Origin of the sequence: Cystobacter fuscus DSM 2262 (genome assembly GCF_000335475.2) — a bacterium.
Lineage (GTDB): Bacteria > Myxococcota > Myxococcia > Myxococcales > Myxococcaceae > Cystobacter > Cystobacter fuscus.
Map to the genome: position 1 here is coordinate 127,435 of NZ_ANAH02000064.1, position 18,613 is coordinate 146,047.

Annotated in this window: 13 protein-coding genes; 4 read left to right on the forward strand and 9 right to left on the reverse strand. The window is 69.9% G+C overall.

All coding sequences use genetic code 11. The features are described from left to right. Positions 1-102 precede the first annotated feature (102 nt). Both D187_RS37930 and D187_RS37935 read right to left on the reverse strand, forming a co-directional pair. Positions 103-1,296, reverse strand: a complete 1,194-nt coding sequence (locus tag D187_RS37930; protein ID WP_002627435.1) for an FAD-dependent monooxygenase — start codon at positions 1,294-1,296, stop codon at positions 103-105. A gap of 48 nt (positions 1,297-1,344) precedes the next feature. Next, positions 1,345-1,845 (reverse strand): MarR family winged helix-turn-helix transcriptional regulator, encoded by a 501-nt coding sequence (locus tag D187_RS37935; RefSeq protein WP_043433651.1) that lies wholly within the window; start codon positions 1,843-1,845, stop codon positions 1,345-1,347. A 207-nt stretch (positions 1,846-2,052) separates the two neighbouring features. On the opposite strand from D187_RS37935, the gene D187_RS37940 reads away from it, so the two are divergent. Beyond that, positions 2,053-2,943 carry an HNH endonuclease gene (locus D187_RS37940; protein ID WP_002627431.1) on the forward strand — a complete coding sequence of 297 codons (891 nt, stop codon included), beginning with the start codon at positions 2,053-2,055 and terminating at the stop codon, positions 2,941-2,943. Between the two features lie 131 nt (positions 2,944-3,074). Here the strand turns inward: D187_RS37940 and D187_RS37945 are convergent, their stop codons facing one another. From D187_RS37945 to D187_RS37955, 3 genes are all read right to left on the reverse strand, one after another. Beyond that, positions 3,075-6,224: an efflux RND transporter permease subunit gene (locus D187_RS37945; protein WP_002627430.1), complete on the reverse strand. Its 3,150-nt coding sequence runs from the start codon at positions 6,222-6,224 to the stop codon at positions 3,075-3,077. Between the two features lie 78 nt (positions 6,225-6,302). Further along, the gene (locus D187_RS37950; protein WP_002627429.1) at positions 6,303-7,481 is read right to left on the reverse strand and encodes an efflux RND transporter periplasmic adaptor subunit; all 1,179 of its coding nucleotides are present in this window, start codon (positions 7,479-7,481) and stop codon (positions 6,303-6,305) included. Then, the gene (locus D187_RS37955) at positions 7,469-8,857 is read right to left on the reverse strand and encodes a TolC family protein (RefSeq protein ID WP_002627428.1); all 1,389 of its coding nucleotides are present in this window, start codon (positions 8,855-8,857) and stop codon (positions 7,469-7,471) included. The genes D187_RS37950 and D187_RS37955 overlap by 13 nt, the downstream gene beginning before the upstream one ends. 208 nt (positions 8,858-9,065) lie before the next feature. Here D187_RS37955 and D187_RS37960 point away from each other — a divergent pair, with 208 nt between their 5' ends. Together D187_RS37960 and D187_RS37965 are read left to right on the forward strand one after the other, a co-directional pair. Then, the gene (locus tag D187_RS37960) at positions 9,066-9,425 is read left to right on the forward strand and encodes a MarR family winged helix-turn-helix transcriptional regulator (protein WP_002627427.1); all 360 of its coding nucleotides are present in this window, start codon (positions 9,066-9,068) and stop codon (positions 9,423-9,425) included. Between the two features lie 61 nt (positions 9,426-9,486). Further along, entirely contained in the window at positions 9,487-9,732 is a 246-nt protein-coding gene (locus tag D187_RS37965; RefSeq protein WP_002627426.1) for a hypothetical protein, read from the forward strand. 4 nt (positions 9,733-9,736) lie between these two features. Here D187_RS37965 and D187_RS37970 read toward each other — a convergent pair whose 3' ends face one another. Then, the gene (locus tag D187_RS37970; protein ID WP_002627425.1) at positions 9,737-10,705 is read right to left on the reverse strand and encodes a D-2-hydroxyacid dehydrogenase; all 969 of its coding nucleotides are present in this window, start codon (positions 10,703-10,705) and stop codon (positions 9,737-9,739) included. A 158-nt stretch (positions 10,706-10,863) separates the two neighbouring features. On the opposite strand from D187_RS37970, the gene D187_RS37975 reads away from it, so the two are divergent. Next, positions 10,864-14,886, forward strand: a complete 4,023-nt coding sequence (locus D187_RS37975; protein ID WP_051256719.1) for a protein kinase domain-containing protein — start codon at positions 10,864-10,866, stop codon at positions 14,884-14,886. 36 nt (positions 14,887-14,922) lie between these two features. Here the strand turns inward: D187_RS37975 and D187_RS37980 are convergent, their stop codons facing one another. The 3 genes from D187_RS37980 to D187_RS37990 are packed head-to-tail and all read right to left on the reverse strand — an operon-like array spanning position 14,923 to position 18,304. Continuing rightward, positions 14,923-16,689: a GMC oxidoreductase gene (locus D187_RS37980; RefSeq protein WP_002627423.1), complete on the reverse strand. Its 1,767-nt coding sequence runs from the start codon at positions 16,687-16,689 to the stop codon at positions 14,923-14,925. Further along, entirely contained in the window at positions 16,686-17,363 is a 678-nt protein-coding gene (locus D187_RS37985; RefSeq protein WP_002627422.1) for a hypothetical protein, read from the reverse strand. The genes D187_RS37980 and D187_RS37985 overlap by 4 nt, the downstream gene beginning before the upstream one ends. After that, entirely contained in the window at positions 17,360-18,304 is a 945-nt protein-coding gene (locus D187_RS37990) for an alpha/beta hydrolase family protein (protein WP_245591928.1), read from the reverse strand. Before D187_RS37990 ends, D187_RS37985 begins: the two co-directional genes overlap by 4 nt. Positions 18,305-18,613 lie beyond the last annotated feature (309 nt).

The window sequence follows — 18,613 nt, forward strand, 5'->3', positions numbered from 1 at the left end:
CCAGTGGCGACGAGGGGGGAGAGTCGTCGCTCTGGAATCAAACGGAGATTCGGGTGTGCCCGTCAAACCCACCGCGGAGGCTTGCCGCGGCTGCCCGTGTCATCAGGACACGCCGTAGTCCGGCAGGGTGATGGTCTCGGCGGGGGGCGTCAGGAGCCGGCCGAGCAGCTGGCGCACCCCGGGCGCGGTGGCGAAGCGCAGCACGGTGTGGCTGAGGGCGATGCCGGCCCGGGTCTTCGGATTGGCGAGCCTCGGTGCCACCGAGGGGACATCCTGCGCCCGCGCGACGTAGGGGCGCATCACCCGCTCGTAGGCCGCGAACGCCTCGGCATGGTCCGCATGCCGGGAGAGCTCTCCCGCGAGGACGTAGGCGCCCACCAGCGCCAGGCTCGTCCCCATGCCGCTGATGGGCGAGGCGCAATAGGCCGCATCGCCCACCAGCGCCACCCGCCCTCGCGACCAGCGGGGCATGCGCACCTGGCCGATCGCCTCGAAGTAGAAGTCCGTCGTCCCGGCCAGCCCCGCCAGGGCCCGGGGCACCTGCCACCCGGCATCGGCGAACACCCGCCGGAGCACGTCCTTCTGCTCGTCCTGTCCGAGCCGCTCATAGCCGCGGGGCGGACTGAGGAACGTCAGCAGGGCCCGGGTCGTGCCGACGTTGTCCGGTCGCAGGGTCAGGCTGCGGCTGCCCGGGGCGTTGTACCAGCGCGCCCAGTCGTCATCCGACGGCTCCCGGGGAATCGTGAAGTAGGCGATGTAGAGGCCCAGCGAGCGGATCCTCGCCTCGTCCCCGAACACGAGCTGCCGCGTCTTCGAGCCGATTCCATCCGCGGCGATGACGAGATCGAACTCGCGCTCGGGGCCGTGGAGGAAGCCCACCCGGACCCGGTCGCCGGTGTCGGTGAGGGAGGCCACCCGATCGCCGAACAGGTACTCGGTGTCCTCCCGGGTGGCGTCGTAGAGGACCCGGGCGAACTCGCCGCGCAGGATCTCCAGCTCGGCTGTCGGTCCCTTGCCGTCCAGCGCCTCGGAGCTGATGCGCGCCTTCACCCGCCCCTCCGAGTCCACGAAGGCGAGGCCTGTCTCATGGGTCGTCCGGGCGCGGATCGCCTGCTCGAGGTTCATCCGGCGCACGACCTCCTGCCCCGCGCCGCGCACGTCCACCGACTGCCCCCCGGTGCGCAGCTCCGGAGCCCGCTCGACGATGACCGGGCGCATGCCGTGGCGTTTCAACCAGAACGCGAGAGCCGGACCCGCGATGCTGGCTCCGCAGATGAGGACATTTCGTTCAGCCATGGGGTGATTCCTTTTCGTGCCGCGAGGGGGAGGGCGTACGGCGGGCGCTCAGGTGCCGGAGGGGTGCTCGAGCGCGGCGACATAGGCGTCGATGACCTGGCCGAGGAACCGCTCGACCACGGCGCGGTCGGCCTCGCTCAGTCCGGCCACGACCGCGTCCAGGCTCTGGAGCATCGGCGTCAATTGCTGGATGACCCGGGCGACGGACGCCTCGGCCGGGACGACGAGCACCTTGCGGCGGTCCTCGGCGTCGCGTTCGCGCGAGACGTGTCCGGCCCGCTCCAGCCGATCGACGATGTGCGTGCTGGCCGCGGTCGACACCTCCAGGCGCGAGGCCAGATCGCTGGGGGTCAACGGCCCATTGGAGATCAGGTGCTCCATGGCGGAGAGATCCGTCAGGTTGACGCCCAGGTGCTCGCCCATGCGCTGCTCGATCCTCCGCGTGAGGACCGCGACGAGCCGCAGGCGATCGCCGATTTCACCTCCCGCGAGTCGCAACTGCTCCAGCGCAGCCTCGGGCGGATCCGGGGGGAGACGACCTCTCGCCATGGCATCCTCAAGGTTGATTAACTTAGTTAGCTATCAAGTAGGTTGAATATAATGGCCGTTAGCCAAGGGGCAAGGGAATCCATGTGGAGGCGGATTCGTCCCGAGCGTGGGGGAGACCCACCAGGTCCGTTCCCGAGGCCCCCCGGTGTGCATCCCGCCAGGTCGTGGCGCTAACCTGGCGCACGGACGCATCCCGGTGACAGGCCCATGGCGAAGGCGATCTTCACGACCTCGGAGAGTTCCGCGTACGACGACCAGCCCGAGGTCCGTTACCACTTTCCGAAGACCTACCTGCGCCAGGCCGAGGCCGCCCTGGGCGATCTGATCCTCTACTACGAGCCTCGCCGCACGCAGGGGCCCCGGAGCACCACGGGCCGTCAGGCCTACTTCGCCGTGGCCCGGCTCCAGCGCGTGGAGCGGGACGAGGCCACACCCGACCACTCCTACGCCTACGTCGAGGACTACCTCGAGTTCGATCGCCCGGTGCCCTTTCGGGAAGGAGACCTGTACTACGAGAGCGCCTTGCGCAAGCCGGACGGCAGCACCAACAAGGGCGCCTTTGGCCGCGCGGTCCGCAACCTCGACGAGGCCGAGTTCGAGGCCATCCTGCGCGCGGGCTTCACGCGGGAACTCGAGCCATGGGAGCGGCTCGTCTCCGGGGTCGCGGAGCCCGCCATCACCTACGCGGAGCGGCCGATCGTCACCCAGGTGGTGTCGCGGCCCTTCCGGGACGAGGCCTTCCGTCGCCACGTGCGCGAGGCCTATGACAACACCTGCGCCGTGTCGGGGCTGAGGCTCATCAATGGCGGGGGACGTCCCGAGGTGCAGGCCGCGCACATCCAGCCGGTGGCCCGGCACGGACCGGACTCGGTGCGCAACGGCCTTGCCCTGACCGGCACCGTGCACTGGCTCTTCGATCGAGGGCTCATCTCCGTAGATGACGACCACCGGCTCCTGGTGGCCCGCGGCGGACTGCCCGAGGGCATGGGCGGGTTGCTCCAACCCCATCGTCCCTTGCGGCTGCCCCGGCGGCAGGAGTGGTGGCCCCACGCCAGCTACCTGAAATTCCACCGGGAGCACGTCTTCAAGGGCCAGTGAGTTGGCCGTCAACGGGTTACGGTGCGCTTCTCTTTCGCGGGGTTGTCGCTCTTGGGAGGCGCTCAAAAACAAACCGCGCCCCCTCCGTGAGGAGAGGACGCGGCGGGGAAACTCCAACCGTCGGCCGTGCTTCAGGGCGACGGAGCGGGGAGGACGGGCTCCCCGTGGTGCGGCTCGGACTCGGGCTTCGTCTCCCCCCGCAGCCGCTGCATCAACACGTACAGGCCGGGGATGAAGAGGAAGTTGACCACCGTGGACACGAGCATTCCGCCGAACACCGCCGTGCCCAGCGAGTTGCGCGAGGCGGCGCCCGCGCCCGTGGCCGTCATCAGCGGCACCACGCCCAACAGGAACGCGATGGACGTCATCAGGATGGGCCGCAAGCGCACCGCCGCCGCCTCCACCACCGCGTCCGCCGCGCTCTTGCCACTCGCGCGCAGCTGCTCGGCGAACTCCACGATGAGGATGGCGTTCTTGCTCGCCAGACCCACCAGCATCACCAGTCCCACCTGGCAGAACACGTCGTTGGCGAAGCCCCGCGCCAGCTGCAACCCGATGGCGCCCATGATCGCCAGCGGCACCGACAGGATGATGACGAAGGGCAGGGTGAAGCTCTCGTACTGCGCCGCGAGCACCAGGAACACGAACAGGATGCCCAGGGCGAAGATGATGACCGTCTGGCCTCCGCTCTCCTTCTGCTCGAGGCTGATGCCCGTCCACTCCGCGCTCATGCCCTGCGGCAGCCGCTCCAGGGCGAGCGACTCCATCGCCTCGAGCGCCTGGCCCGAGGAGACTCCCGGCGCGCCCTGGCCGTTGATCTCCGCCGAGCGGAACAGGTTGTAGTGCCGGATGACCTGGGCGGACACCGTGGGCGTCACCTTCACCAGCGACTCCAGGGGAATCATCGCGCCGCTGTCACTGCGCACGTAGAACGAGCCGATGTCCTCGGGCGTGTCGCGGAACTGCTGCTCGGCCTGCATGTACACGCGGTAGGTGCGGTTGGCGTAGTTGAAGTCGTTGACGTACTGGCTGCCCATGTAGATCTGCATCGTGCTGAAGATCTGCTCCACGGGCACGCCGAGCGCCTTGGCCTTCTGCCGGTCCACCTCCACGTCGAGCAGCGGCGTGTCGGCGTTGAAGGAGCTGAAGACGCCGCGCAGGCGGCCTTCCTCGTTGCCGCTCACCACCAGGTCCTGCGTGGACGCCGCGATCTCGTCCAGCGTGCGCGTGCCCGCGGTGTCCTGGACGATGTACTGGAAGCCGCCCACGCTGCCCACGCCGCGGATGGCCGGAGGCTGGAAGGGCAGCACGCGCGCCCCGCCAATGCGGCTGAACGGCCCGCGCAGCCGCTCGACGAGCGCCGCCACGGATTGATCCTTGCCGAGCCGCTCCTCCCACGGCTTGAGCAGGGTGAAGACGGTGGCGTAGTTGGAGCCGTTGCCCTGCATGGAGAAGCCACCGATGGCGAACATGGTGATGACCTCGGGCTGCTCCTTGAGCACCTTCTCCACGTCCATGAGCACCTTCTCCGTCTGGGTGAGCGACATGCCCTCGGGGCCCTGGATGGAGACGATGATGTAGCCCTGGTCCTCGTCCGGGATGAAGCCGGTGGGCGCCGAGCGGAAGAGCAGCCCCGTGGCCGCGATGCACAGGAGGAAGGCGACGAGGATGAGCAGGGGGTAGCGCAGCACGGCGTGCAGGCCGCGGCTGTACGTGTCACGCGTCCAGTCGAGCGCCTTGTCCACCATGCGGAAGAACACCCACTTCTCCCCGTGGTGGTGGCGCAGCAGACGCGCGCTCAGGGCGGGCGTCAGCGTGAGGGCGCAGAAGGTGGACAGTCCCACGGACGCGGCGATGGTGAGCGCGAACTGGCGGTAGATGGCGCCCGTGGTGCCCGGGAACAGCGCCACCGGGACGAACACCGCCACCAGCACGATGGAGATGGCCACCACCGCGCCCGCCACTTCCTTCATGCCCTCGCGCGCCGCCTCGAAGGGCGACAGGCCCCGCTCGGCCATGAGCCGCTCGATGTTCTCGATGACCACGATGGCGTCGTCCACCACGAGACCCGTGGCCAGCGTCAGGCCGAACAGGGTGAGCGTGTTGATGGAGAAGCCCATCAGGTAGACGAAGGCGAAGGTGCCCACCAGCGACACCGGCAGGGTGATGGCGGTGATGAGCACGCTGCGCCAGCCGTGCAGGAACAGGAAGATGACGAGGATGACGAGGGCGATGGCCTCGATGAGCGTGTGGATCACCTCGTTGATGGAGGCGCGCACCGCGAGCGTGGTGTCCGTGCCCGTCTTGAACTCGAGTCCCGGGGGGAACTGCTTGCTCAGCCGCTCCAGCTCCCGGTAGACGCCGTCGCGCACGTCGAGCGCGTTGGCGGTGGGCAGCTGGAAGATGGCCAGGCCCACGCCCGGCTTGCCGTTGAAGCGCAGGAGCGTGCCGTAGTTCTCCGCGCCCATCTCCACGCGGCCCAGGTCCTTCACGCGCACCATCCGCCCGTCCGTGCCGCGCTGCACGACCACCTCGGCGAACTCCTCGGGCTCCATGAGCCGGCCATGGGCGCGCACCGCCATCTGATAGGGCTGCTCGGTGGCGGAGGGGGGCTGGCCCACCTGGCCCGCGGCCACCTGGAGGTTCTGCTCCTGCAGGGCGCGCGTCACGTCCTGGGGCGTGAGGCCTCGGCTGGCGAGCGCCGTGGGGTTGAGCCACAGGCGCATGGAGAACTTGCGCTCGCCGAAGATGCGCACCTCGCCCACGCCGCGCACGCGCTTGATGGCGTCCTTGAGGTTCACGTCCGCGTAGTTGCTCATGAACTTCGCGTCGTAGCGGTTGTCGGGGCTGGACAGACCCACCGTCAGGAGCATCTGGCTGGAGGCCTTGTTCACGACGATGCCCGTCTGGTTCACCAGCGAGGGCAGGCGCGAGGCGGCGCGGCTCACGCGGTTCTGCACGTCGACGGCCGCCACCTCGATGTCGCGCGTGGGCTCGAAGGTGACGGTGATGGAGCTGGTGCCGTCATTGCTGCTCGTGGAGGACATGTAGCGCATGCCCTCCACGCCGTTGATCTCCTGCTCGAGCGGAATGGTGACGGCGCTCTCCACCACCTCGGCGCTCGCGCCGACGTAGGTGCTGGTGACGGTCACCTGGGGCGGCGCCAGGTCCGGATACTGGGAGATGGGCAGGGTGGGAAAGGCGACCACCCCCGCCAGCGTCAGCAGGATGGAACAGACGGCGGCGAAGACGGGTCTGCGGATGAAGAAGTCGACGAACACGGCGGTGAGGCCCTCATTCTCTCGGCGGAAGCCGGGCGCGGCGTCCCTTTGGGGCGCGCCCGGCTTCCACGGGTGTGACTAGCGGCTGCCCCCGGCGGCACCGCCGCCGTTGGCTGGGATGGCCTTCTCGGCCTGGGCGGGCGGCGCCGCGGGCGCCGGCTCCTTGACCTTCACCGGCGAGCCATCGCGCAGCGCCTGCAGCGAGCTGACGGCCACGCGATCTCCCGGCTGCAGGCCCTCCTCCACGACATAGGCCATGGCGCCGAGCGCGCCGAGCTGGATGGGCCGGCGGTTCACCACCGTCTTCCCCTCCTTCTCCGTCACCACGAGCGCGAAGGGCTGGCCGCTCTGGCGCAGCACGGCGAGCGCGGGCAGCTGCAGCGCGCTGCGCGTGGAGTAGATGACGCGCGCGCGCACCAGCTCGCTCGGGCGCAGGCCCACGGTGTTGCGGAAGGCGGCCTTCACCTCCACCAGCTGCGTGCGCGGATCCGCCTGGGGTGCCACGAAGAAGAGGGGGCTGGAGACGAGCACCTGTCCGTTGGAGTCGAGCACCTCGAGCGGCGTCTCGGGCCGCAGCGAGCGCGCGCGCTCGGAGGGCACCGCCACGCTCACTTCCAGCACGTCCGCCTGGGCCACGCTGGTGAGCGGGGTGGTGGTGCCCACGAAGTCACCCAGGCGCACGAGCACGTCACCCACCGTACCGGCGAAGGGCGAGCGCACGGTGTTGTACTGCAGCTGCACCGCGCGCTGCGTCTCCTGGGCCGCCGCGGCGCGCGTGCTGGCCTCCAGCGCGTCCACCTGCGCCCGTGCCTGCTCCAGCTCCTGGGCGCTGGCGAGGCCCTCCTTGTAGAGCGACTCGATGCGGGCGCGCGTGCGGCGGGCCTGCTCGAGGTTCACCTCCGAGGAGGCACGCTGGGCCCGGGCGCTGTCGAGCGCGGCGCTCGCCTCGCGCGAGTCCACGTCCAGCAGCGCGTCTCCCTGCTCCACCTTCTGGCCGGGACGCACGTGGATCTTGCGCACGTAGCCGGGCACCTGCGACAGCACGTTGACGCTCTGCCGCGACAGGAGCGTGCCCAGGTACTCCCCGGTGTCACGCACCTCGCCCGGCGCCAGCCGCACCACCTCCACCTCGCGCGGCGGCGGAGGCGGCTTGGCGGGGGGCTTGCCACCACATCCCACGCTCCCCGCCAACATCGCGGCTCCCCACACACCCATCATCATCGCCTTCAGGGGGCGTCCCTTTTTCACCAGTCGCACCGGGCCTCCGTCAAGAATGCGTCCAGGCGTGCCTGGACGAGCTCGAATTCACGCAGAACCAGCGACAGCTCCGCCTGCCGCAACGCCGCGCCGCTCTGCACCAATTCCAAACTGCTCCCGCGGCCCACCTCGTAGGCACGCCGGGTGAGTTGATCCGTCCTCGCGGCCAGCTCCCGCGACGCGGCCGAGGTCTTCACCAACGACTCCGACACCCCCACGTTGCGCTTCGCCCGTGACACCTCCACCTCCACGTTGCGCCGCGTGCTCTCCAGCGTCTCCGCCGACTGCTGCTCCACGCCCCGGCGCTCGCGCACGAGCCCACCCCGCAGGCCGCCCTCCCAGAGGGGCACGGACAGCACGGCGGCGAGGCTCCAGGTGGTCAGCGTCGCCGGTGCCGGATCGGACGTCGTGTAGCCGTTGAGGCTGCTGTTGAGCGTCAGGGTGGGGAGGTAGCCCGCGGTGGCCTGCTGCCTGCTGTCCCGGGCCGAGTGGAGCTGGGCACGCGCCGACTCCACGTCCGAGCGCTTGTCGGCGCTCTCCAGGGCGGCGCACTCACTGATCGCCTCATCCACCAGCCCCTGGAGCTGGAAGGTGGGCTCCACACCCACCTCCTGGGGAAGGCCGAGTGCGAGGCCGAGGGCCTCCCGGGTGCGGCGCAGCTGCTCGTCTCCGGAGATGAGGGCCTGCCGGGCGATCTCCACGTCCTGCTGCACGCGCACCACGTCGAGCTGGGTGCCCACGCCGAGCTGGAAGGAGCGCTCGGTAAGCGCCGCCCGCTCGAGGGCCCGGAGCAGGCCGACCCGGTTGAGCTCGGCCGAGCGCTCGGCGGCCACCGTGGCCACGAGTGAGCGGGCGAGCCCCAGGGTGAGGCGCCGCTGGACGTCCTTGAGGCTCTCCCGGGCGCTCGTCTCGGCGAACTGGGCCGAGTGCAGCCCGCGCCAGGCGCTCACGTCCACCAGGGACTGGGAGAGGGACGCCGTGGCGCTCGCCAGCGGCACCGTGGGGATGGGCTGGTTGCCCTGGGGGATGATGGGCGCGCCGGTGAGGCCCACGGCGAGGCCCGGGTGGAGCAGATCCGTCGAGACGCCCGCGCTCAGGCGCGCGTTGGGCAAGAGCAGCGACAGGGACTGGCGCCAGCGGCCCTCGGCGCGCTGCACGTTGGCCTCGGCGGTCCTCAGGTCCGTGGAGCGCTCGCGCACCAGCGCCAGGGCCTCCTGCCACGTCGTCACCCTCCGGGGGGCGGGCTCCACCGGAGCCAGCATCGGATCATTCACCTGGGGTTGGAACGGCGGGGGCGCGGCCGTCGGCTCCTGCGCCACCGCCAGGGGCGGGGCCGCGGTGAGCGCGAGGACGAGTAGGGCGAGACGGGAAGTCATACAGGGGAGGACACCCGGAGAGAAGTTGGACGCGGTGCGTGCCGTCCGGGTGCACCCCGGAAGAACCCGCGCGTTGCGGCGGTTGACAACTATTGTCGACCACAAGCATTGTCTACGTCAAATGAGTCTCTGTGAGCAACTCGCATCTGTGCGCCGGGGCACGCACCGGCTGTTGGTCCGCCGCCTGAGTTCGCGGACGCGTCGGTCGTTGCACCAACTGGTGGCCCTCAAGGTCATCGCCCTGCGGGGGGTGCACACCCAGGCGCAGCTGGCGGAGCGGCTGCTCATCGACGCCCCCGCCGTGAGCCGGCTGGTGGATCGGCTTCAGGAGGACGGGCTGGTGACGCGCGAGGCGGGAGCGGATCGCCGCTGTGTTCGGCTCCAGGTGACCAACGCGTGCTGGCCGGAGGTGGAGGTGCTGGAGGACGAGGTGCGGCGCGTGGACGAGGAGGTGGCGAAGCACCTGACGGCCGAGGAGATGAGCGAGTTGAAGCGCCTGCTGGACAAGGTGCACGTGGCGCTCAGTCCTCCGAACACGGTCGTCAACGAGAAGCAGCTGGCGGAGTGAGTCGATTGAGGCCGCCCCCGGGTTCCCGCATCATGCGGGGACACTCCGAGGAGGCCGCTCGATGAAGACGCTGCTCGCCGTGCTCCCACTCGCCCTGTCCGCGCAGGTGCTCGCCCAGGGCGCGGAGCAGACGGCCCCGACGCTCCCGGCGGAGAGCCCTCGGCGCACGGTCATCGAGTTCGAGGATGAGGCGCTGGACCTCGAGCCGACCGAGCTCCGGCGCGGGTGCGTCCCGAGATGGAGCCCCGTGGTTCGGGTCCGCGAGAATTTCGACGACAAGGTGATGCAGTCGGCGGACGAGATGTAGCCCGTCAGTAGCCCGCCGCCTTGTCGACGACGTTCAGCAGCGGCTCGCCCTTCTCGAAGCGCTCGAGGTTCTTCAGGAAGAGCACCACGGCGTCCTCGCGCCAGGTGGGCGTTTGATCGGCGCAGTGCGGTGAGAGCAGGACGTTGTCGAGCCGCCAGAAGGCATGTCCCGCCGGCAGCGGCTCGGTCTCGAAGACATCCAGCGCGGCCCCGCGCAGGCGTCCTTCTTCCAGGGCCTTCACCAGCGCCGGCTCGTCCACGGTGCTCCCGCGGCCGATGTTGATGAGCACGGCGCCCGGCTTCATGGCGCGCAGCTCCGGCTCGCCCATCAGCCGATGCGTTCCGGACGTGTGGGGCAGGGCGAGCAGCAGGTAGTCCGAGGCGGCGATCATCTCGTGCCCGCGCTCGAGGGGGAACAGCTCGTCCACGAGCGTGTCCCCCGCGCTGCGCGACGGCTGGCGCCGACAGGCCAGGACGCGCATGCCGAAGGGCCTGGCCCGTTCCGCCACCGCGCGGCCGATGTCCCCATACCCGAGGATGCCCAGGGTCTGTCCGCGCAGCTCCACGGGCGAGAACTGTTCCCAGCGCGCCTCGCGCTGCTGGCGCACCAGGCGGCGCAAGTCCTTGGCGAAGAACAACATCGCGGCCAGGGCGAACTCGCCGAGCGAACCGCTGTAGACGCCCTTGGAGTTGGTGAGGGGGAGGGGACTCTGGATGAGTTCCTCGAAGAGGAGGTTCTCCACCCCCGCGGAGAGCGCGTGGATCCACCGCAGGGAGCGGGCCCGTGGCAGCAGCGCGCGCAGCACCTCCTTCTTCTGCGCGCCCAACAGCAACACCTGGGCCTGCTCGATGGCCGGGGCCAGGTGCTCCTCGGAGAGGCCGACGGTGAGGCGCAGGCCCGGCGCCAACCGCCGCAGGGCGGACACGGCGGGGGACGAGGGATCCGCGAGGACCAGCAGATGTTCGACGTTCATGGGGCCGCCGACCCTATCAGTCCCATGCCGACTCGCCTGGGCGCCCGTGGACCTGCCTTCGCCAGAGGCATGCTGGTCCGTGGGCCAGTGGACCCCTACCTTCTACTCATCGGGGCTCTGGCCTCGACGGGAGGGGGCAAGCCGATTGGGGGTAGGGCATGGCTGATGGGACCCCGGACAGCACCGACAATCCCTCTTCGAGTCCGGTGCCAGGAAGCCAGACCGCCGGGCTGGATGATTCCGAGTTCGATGATTCCCTCCTGCGGGCCGTGGCCGAGGGCCCCGGCTTCTTCCGCAAGCCAGCCATCGGGGAACGGCTGGGCGGCTCGGATGGGCGGCGCTTCGAGATCCTCGGAGAGCTGGGGCAGGGGGGCATGGGGCAGGTATTCCGCGCGCGCGACGCGGAGCTGCAGCGCGTGGTGGCCCTCAAGTTCTTCCGGCCCCGGGCGGAGGCCGGAACCGATGGTTCCTCCCTGGAGCTGTTGCGGCAGGAGTCACGGGCCATCGCGCGGCTGGATCACGAGAACATCATCCGGGTCTTCGACGTGGCCGAATGGGTGGGCGCCTCGTGGGAGCCCCGGATTCCCTTCCTCATCATGGAGTGCTTGGAGGGCGAATCGCTCGCGTCCCTGTTGCGGCGGGATCGGCGGCCAGGCGTGCGGCGTGCCCTGGAGGTGATGGAGGGGGTGGCGGCCGGTCTGGCGCACGCGCACGAGCGCCACATCCTCCACCGCGACCTCAAGCCGAGCAATGTCTTCATCAGTCCCCAGGGGCGCGTGAAGCTGTTCGACTTCGGGCTCGCCTGGTCTCGTCTCGCCGACGACGCCGCCTCGGCCTTCCTGCCCATGGCCGGGACGCCCGCCTATATGTCCCCCGAGCAGTGGCGGGGCGGCGCGCAGGACGCGCGCAGTGATCTCTGGTCCGCGGGTATCCTGCTGTACGAGATGCTGTGTGGAGATCTGCCCTATCCGTACGAGGGGTTGGATGTGCTGCGCGAGCACGTCACCTCGCCCGAGCCGGTGCCCTTGGTGCGCACCCGATGTCCGGAGGTGCCCGAGGAAGTGGAGGCCCTGCTGGCCTCGCTCCTGGCGAAGGCGCCCGAGGCGCGTCTGCCCTCCGCCCATCAACTCCTGGCGCGGCTGCGCCAACTGCAGGAGGGCCTGGGTCCCTGGCGCGAGGAACCCCGGGCGGTGGTGCCGCAGCGCCGGGCGGTGACGCTGATGTCCTGCCTCCTGGTGGGCGCGCAGGGGGGGGCCGAGACGTCCGATCCCGAGGATCTGAGCGAGCTGGAGGCCACCTTCCACAAGCGCTGCTCGGAGATCACCCAGGCACATGGGGGCTCCATCACGAGCTGCATGGGGGAGGAAGTGCTGGCCTGCTTCGGCTACCCGGTGGCCCACGAGGAGGACGCCGAGCACGCCGTGGCGGCGGCGCTCGAACTCTCCGCGAACGGGCTCACCCTCCAGGTGGGCCTGCATACGGAGACGGTGGTGTTGGATGACAGTCTTCCGCAGCTTCATGGCCGCGCGCCCACCATCCAGGGCGAGGCGCCCCGTATCGCCGCGTGGCTCGCCCGGCAGGCCCGCCCCGGCACCGTCGTCCTCAGCCCGGCCACGCATGCCCTGGTGCGACCGGCCTTCGACGCTTCTCCCCTCGGCGAGCGCTCCTTCGAGGGGTTTTCCAAGGCGCGCTCGATGCCGCTGTGGCGGGTGGTGCGCGCGCGAGAGACGGTGTTCCGCTTCGATCGCACGTTGGCCGCCGGGGCGCTCACCCCCCTGGTGGGCCGCGAGGAGGAGCTGCGTCGGCTGCTCGGCTTCTGGAAGGAGGCCCAGGAAGGCCGAGGCTCCTTCGTGCTGCTCTCGGGTGAGGCGGGCCTCGGCAAGTCCCGGCTCCTCCAGGAGATGCGCCAGCGAATACCGCCGTCCTCGTGCACCCTGCTGCGTTGCCAATGCTGGAGCCAATTCACCCAGAGCGCCTTCCACCCCATCATCGAGATGATGCAGGGGTTGCTCAGGCTGGCGCCGGAGGGCTCGCCCCAGGACAACCGCCGCGAGCTGGACGCGCGCCTGACGGAGTGGGGCCTGGAAGAGGAGCAGCGCGAGCTTCTCGCCGCCTTCCTCTCGCTCCCCTCGGGGGGCGCCGCTCCACGCTTCCCCCTGTCGCCGGAGCAGCGAAAGGAGCGCACCCGCGAGGCGCTCACGGCGCTGCTGCTCCACCTGTCCCGCGCGCGGCCCGTGCTCCTCCTGGTGGAGGACCTGCACTGGGCGGATCCCTCCACCCGGGATCTGCTCGACACGGTGCTCGGCCGGGTGGGGCACGCGCGGATGCTCGTCGTCGCGAGCACCCGCGACGCGGACGGCCCCCGTCTTCAGACCGAGCGGCTGTCCTTCCACCACCTGGCGTTGAATCGGCTGCCAGCGCCCCTCACGGCCCGTCTGGTGCGCGAGGCGGCGGGCACGGCGCTGCCGGAGGAGACGGTCCGACTGCTGGTGGAGAGGACGGAGGGAGTGCCCCTCTTCGTGGAGGAGCTGACACGTCAGGTGGCCGCCGGCGGCAGCGTGCCCGCCCTGCCCCTCACCCTGCATGGGTTGTTGCTGGCCCGGCTGGATGCGCTGCCGGTGCGACTCAAGACCCTGGCCCAACTGTGCGCCGTGGTGGGCCGCGGCTTCACCCGGACGTTGATGACGTCGCTGACCCGGCGCGAGCCGTCCTCGTTGCGCGACGACCTGGATGCGCTGGTGGCCTCGGGTGTGCTCCAGCGGAGTGAAGACGTGGAGGAGGGCGTCGCCTACCAGTTCCGCCATGCCCTCTTCCAGGAGGCCGCCTACCAATCCCTTCCCCGGGGCCCCCGGCGTCACCACCACCGGCGGATCGCCCAGGCCCTGGAAGAGCAGTTCCCCAAGGTGGTGCAGACCCAACCGGAGTTGCTCGCCCACCACTACACCGAGGCCGGGGTTCCCACGCGGGCCATCGTCCACTGGCGGAGCGCCGGGATGCGCGCCCTGCTGCGTTCGGCGAACCAGGAGGCCGTGAACCACCTGCACCAGGCGCTCACGCTGCTCGGCACCCAACCCGACACGCCTCAACGCACCCAGCAGGAGCTGCAGTTGCTCACCGCCTTGTGCATTCCACTGACCCAGGTGCGCGGCTTGAGCGCCCCCGAGGTGAAGCGCACCTACGCCCGGGTGCGCGAGCTGTTCCCCCTCGTGGGCGACGCGCTGCCAACCCTGGAGGTGTCCTACTGGGGGCCGTTCTCCTATTCCTACTGCCGCGCCGAGTACCGTGAGGCCTACGCCCTGGGCGAACTGCTCGTGGCGGTGGGCTCCCGCCAGCGGCACCAGGAATTACTCGTCCTGGGCTACCGCATGATGGCCACCATGCTCTTCACCTGGGGGCGGATGCGCGAGGCGCTCGACCGCGCGGAGCGCGCCGTGGCGTGCTCGGACTTTCCCCTGGCGGAGCACATGCGGTTGGCCGTGCGCCACTGGTTGAATCCCACGGCGGTGGCGCTCGCCCACGGCGCCGTCATTCAATCGGTGCTCGGCCAGCACGAGGAAGCCCTGCGCTGGGGCAGGGACGCGCTTTCGCTCGCCGAGCGCATCGGTCATCCCCTGACGCGTGCCTATGTGCTCCTCTACTCCGCGGTGGCCTGTCAGATGCGTGGCGATGCGCGGGGGACCCTCGCGCTGGCCGAGGCCTGTCTCGAGATCGCGCACGAGCACCGGGTGCGCCTGCTGGTGGAATGGGTGATGCAGATCGGCCTGCTGCGTGCCTGGGCGCTCTCCGAGCTGGGCTTTCCCGAGGGGAGCCTGGCGCAGATGCGCCTGGGGTTGAGCCGGTGGCGCCTCGTGGGCATGCACTCGGCGATGCCCTACTTCGTGGGCCTGCTGGCGCAGGTGCACTTGCGGCGGGGGCGGCCCCAGGAAGCCCTGCGCGCGGTGAACGCGGCCCTGCGGTGGGTGGAGTCGGAGGGCGAGCACTTCTACGAGGCGGAGGTGTACCGCGTCGGCGCCCAGGCGTGGCGGGCGCTGGGCGAGGAGGAGCGGGCACGCGAATTCCTCCAGCGGGCCGTGCACATCGCGCGGGAACAGGGCGCCGGGCTGTTCGAGCAGCGCGCCCTGCGGCTCCTGGAGTCACACGAGGCGGAGCCCGAGGAGGCGGCGCGGCACGTCCACGAATGAGCCGCGGTCCCCTCGCCGGGCGCCGCCTTCCTTCAGTCAGTGGAGGGCCATTGGCTCCGCGTGTCCGGGGACGCGGGAGCGGGTGGGGTGGCGCGAGTGCTCGATGAGGTGCTCGGCGAAACGATCGGCGAGCGCCGCGATGGTGAGGCTCGGGTTGACGCCCGTGGGGCCCGGTAGCACCGAACCATCCGCCACGTAGAGGCCGGGGTGGTTGAAGACCTCGCCATGGGAGTCCACCACGCCGTCGGCCACGGAGCGGCCCATGGGGCAGCCCCCGAGCGGGTGCGCGACGATGATGCGGCTGAGGTAGCTGAGCGGATTCTGGATGAACCTTCCCCCGAGCACGCGGGCCACCCGGGCCATGGTCCGCTGCACGCGCTGGAAGTAGGCCGACGAGCCGCGCATCTTCCAGTCCACCGTCAGCATGTCCTCCTCGTTGAGGGACATGCGTCCGGTGGGCAGATCCCGGCCCATGGCGAGCAGCGGCAGTGAACTGGAAGAGCCCACGCAGTCGCCGATCGCATCGGCGATCTCCGCGCTCACGTCGGTGTCCTTGTTCAAGCCGAGCCAACCCTGGGCGAGCCGGAGCCCCAGCCGGGCGAGGCGGTGCGTGAGGGCGGCCTGGTTGAGTCCCTCGTGGAGCCAGTTGACGAACTCCGGGTAGCCCGCGTCCTGGATGTAGAAGCCACGGCCGGTGCCCCCTTGGGACGCGTCGCGAATGCGCAGGCTGCTGGTGATGACCGGGCCATGGCCCCCATCGAGCAGGCGGGGCTCGTATCCCCGGTTGCCCTTCTGGACGCACTTGGAGACGAAGGACACCATGTCTCCATTGCCGCTGAACTGCGTGCCGAGCCGGGTGCTGAGCCCCGGCAGCGCCGCCTGGCCCTTGAGCAGCAGAAACGTGGTGCCGAAGGTGCCCGCCGACAGCACGAGCTTGTCCGCGGTGATGATCCTGCCTGGCTGGTCGGACAGGGGCACCTGGGGAGGATCGCCCTCCCGGGCCTGGGAATGGTCCAGGTACTCGACGGCATAGCCATCGCGCTCATGCCAGAAGGAGCGCACCTCGCAGCGCGCGCGCAGCTCCGCCCCGGCCCGTTTGGCGGCCGACAGGTACGTGTAGTCGAGCGTGTTCTTGCTGCCGTAGTTGCAGCCGATGTCGCACTCGCCGCACAGCCGGCACGTCAGGCGGGTGCGCCCGTGCAGGTTGCCCTGGGGCTCGTGGATGGGCTCGCCTGGAACGGGGGGCTGTCCGGGGTTGCCGAACGTCACCGCCAGGGGTGGCAACTCCCAGTCGTTCTTGAGCCCCATGCGCTCGGCGGCGAGCTTCATCGCGATCGTCTTGGCGGTGTGGCGGTAGGGCTCCTGAGCGAACGGGTAGCGCTGGGCGCCGAGCATCTTCTCCACGGCGTCGTAATGCGACTCCAACTCCTCGCGGTTGACGGGCCAGTACTCGTAGCCCCCGTGGCGGGGAGACTCGCGCACGAAGGTCTTCTCGTCCTTGCGCAGCAGCACGTTGGCGTAGATGAGCGAGCCCCCGCCGAGCCCGCTCGACACCACGCCCGCGAGCCCGGGAAAGGACCAGATGTTGAAGAGCCCATGCAGCCCCTGGTGGGGATCCCAGAAGTTGCGGCGCATGCCATAGGGGCTGCGCGGGAACGAGCCGGGGGGATAGGCCTTGCCTCGCTCCAGGAGACAGACACTCAGGCCCGCCTCGGCCAGACGCCAGGCCATCACCGAGCCGCCAAAGCCAGACCCCACGATGATGACATCGAAATGTTCTCGTCGTTGTTGTCTTGGACTCATGGGGATTCCAGTCGCGGGGGGAAGGGGATGGAGGGGCGGCCCGCGTTGCGGAGGGCCAGCACCTTGGGGGCGTAGAGCCGCCAGAGGGAGCCGAGGAAGAACTCGCCAAAGCGCAGCCGGACCTGGAGGCCCATGGGCTCCGGGAGGCGGGAACCCATGGACGCCATGATCGCGAGCACGTCCCGCAGTCCCAGCGAGAGCACTCCCGCGCCCACGATCGGGCCGCGCTCGTCCTCGCCCTCGTGGAGCCGGCAGGAAAGCCGGGTGGTGTCGCGCCACAGATCCCAGCCCTGGTCGTCACGGACGGTCTTGGTGCCCGACAGGTAATACGCGCGCGCTCCGCTCACGAAGGGCAGGCCATAGGTCATCAACCGGCTGCCTGGTGCGTCCGCGGGCCGGAACAGGTTGAAGCGCCCCCGCTCCACGAGCAGCTCCTGGCCGAGGGGCGCATAGGAGGCACGGGCCAGCAGCCGGGCCGTGTGCTGCGGGTTCTCGAGGAAGGCCTCCACGTCGTCCACGAGGATGGTGGCGTGGAAGGTGAAAGGCGTGCGCCGGCCCCGGGCGGCACCCTGGCGGGGGTCCGTGGTTCCCAGCGACAGCCCTCCCGACATGGTCTCGCGGAAGAAGAGCTCGGGAGCGGAGTCCCGGATTTCTCCATGTTCGTCCAGCGTCATGCGCGCTCCTGCGTGGGCCGGTTCAGCTCGGCCTGGATGAGGGGGAAGATGTCCCAGGGCGCGTTCCTGCCCATGAAGACATCGAGGTGGCCGTAGCCCGGCACCACGTGCAGCGAGTGGTAGCCGCGCCGGTAGCGGGACATGGCCTCGTAGGAGCGCCGCTGGCTCTCGGCGAGGAAGCACCGGTTGCCGCGGCCGGCCATGAAGACGAACCGGGCATCCGTCTGGGGACGGCGCAGGGCCACGTCCTGGGGCAGCTCCCGGTAGCCCTCGACGGGAACGGTGTAGCCCGCCCGCAGGCTCTCGAGCATCTGCCGGAAGAAGGAGAGGGGCACCTGGGCGAACTCCTGCTTCACCCATTCATGGGTTTGCGGATTGAGGTTCTCGTGACTCCAGAGCGTGGAGTGGCCCAGGCCGTAGCCGTAGATGATGCTCACCATCTTGCACACGGTGTTGTCGCACTCGTGATGGGTGGCTCGCGCCGCGAGGGTGAGCGCCCGGGGGATCAGACCCTTGGCGCCGAGGCCCCACTGCGGATTCAGGTAGGGCGTCCACCGCGAGAGCAGGGGAACGAGCTGGCGCAGCTTGAGGTGCGTGGCGAGCGACATCACCGGGTGCAGGGAGACGGCGTTGCTGATGATCAGCTTCACCTGGGGAAGCAGCCCGGCGACCGCCGAGAGGACGAAGCTCGACGCGCCCTGGCAATGGACGATGGCCTTGACCTCGTTCCAGCCCGTCTTCTGGACGATCGTCTCGATGGCCTTGGGGTGGTCATGGACGGCCGCCTGGTCGAGCGTCCACTCGTTGGGCGCGACGTCGATGCTGGCCCGCCAGTTCTCCAGCCAGACATCGTAGCCGTCGGCGACGAGGGTATCGACGAGCGTCCGCGGAATGGGGGCGCGGAAGATGTTGGCGCGTACGCCCGCGCCATGCACGAGCATCACGGGCCCCTTGACTGGAGCGCGAGTGCCTAGGACTCGGATGAGATTCAGTTGCTTGCCATCACCCGCACGGAAGTTCACGACTTCCTCACGAGGGTGGGAATAGGTTGCGGCATTGGCACGCATTATGGAAAACTCCCCCTACGCTTAGATGATTGGCACTGCACACGCCCGCTGACACGGCATTGCACAGGGCCCGCCTCCCTGACCGCCTTGGGGGACAGGGCGCTTTCTCACCGATGGACAGCCGCCACGGCGGATGTGACGAAAGGTCCTATCCAACGCGGACAGAGGGCGAAGAGCCCTCGG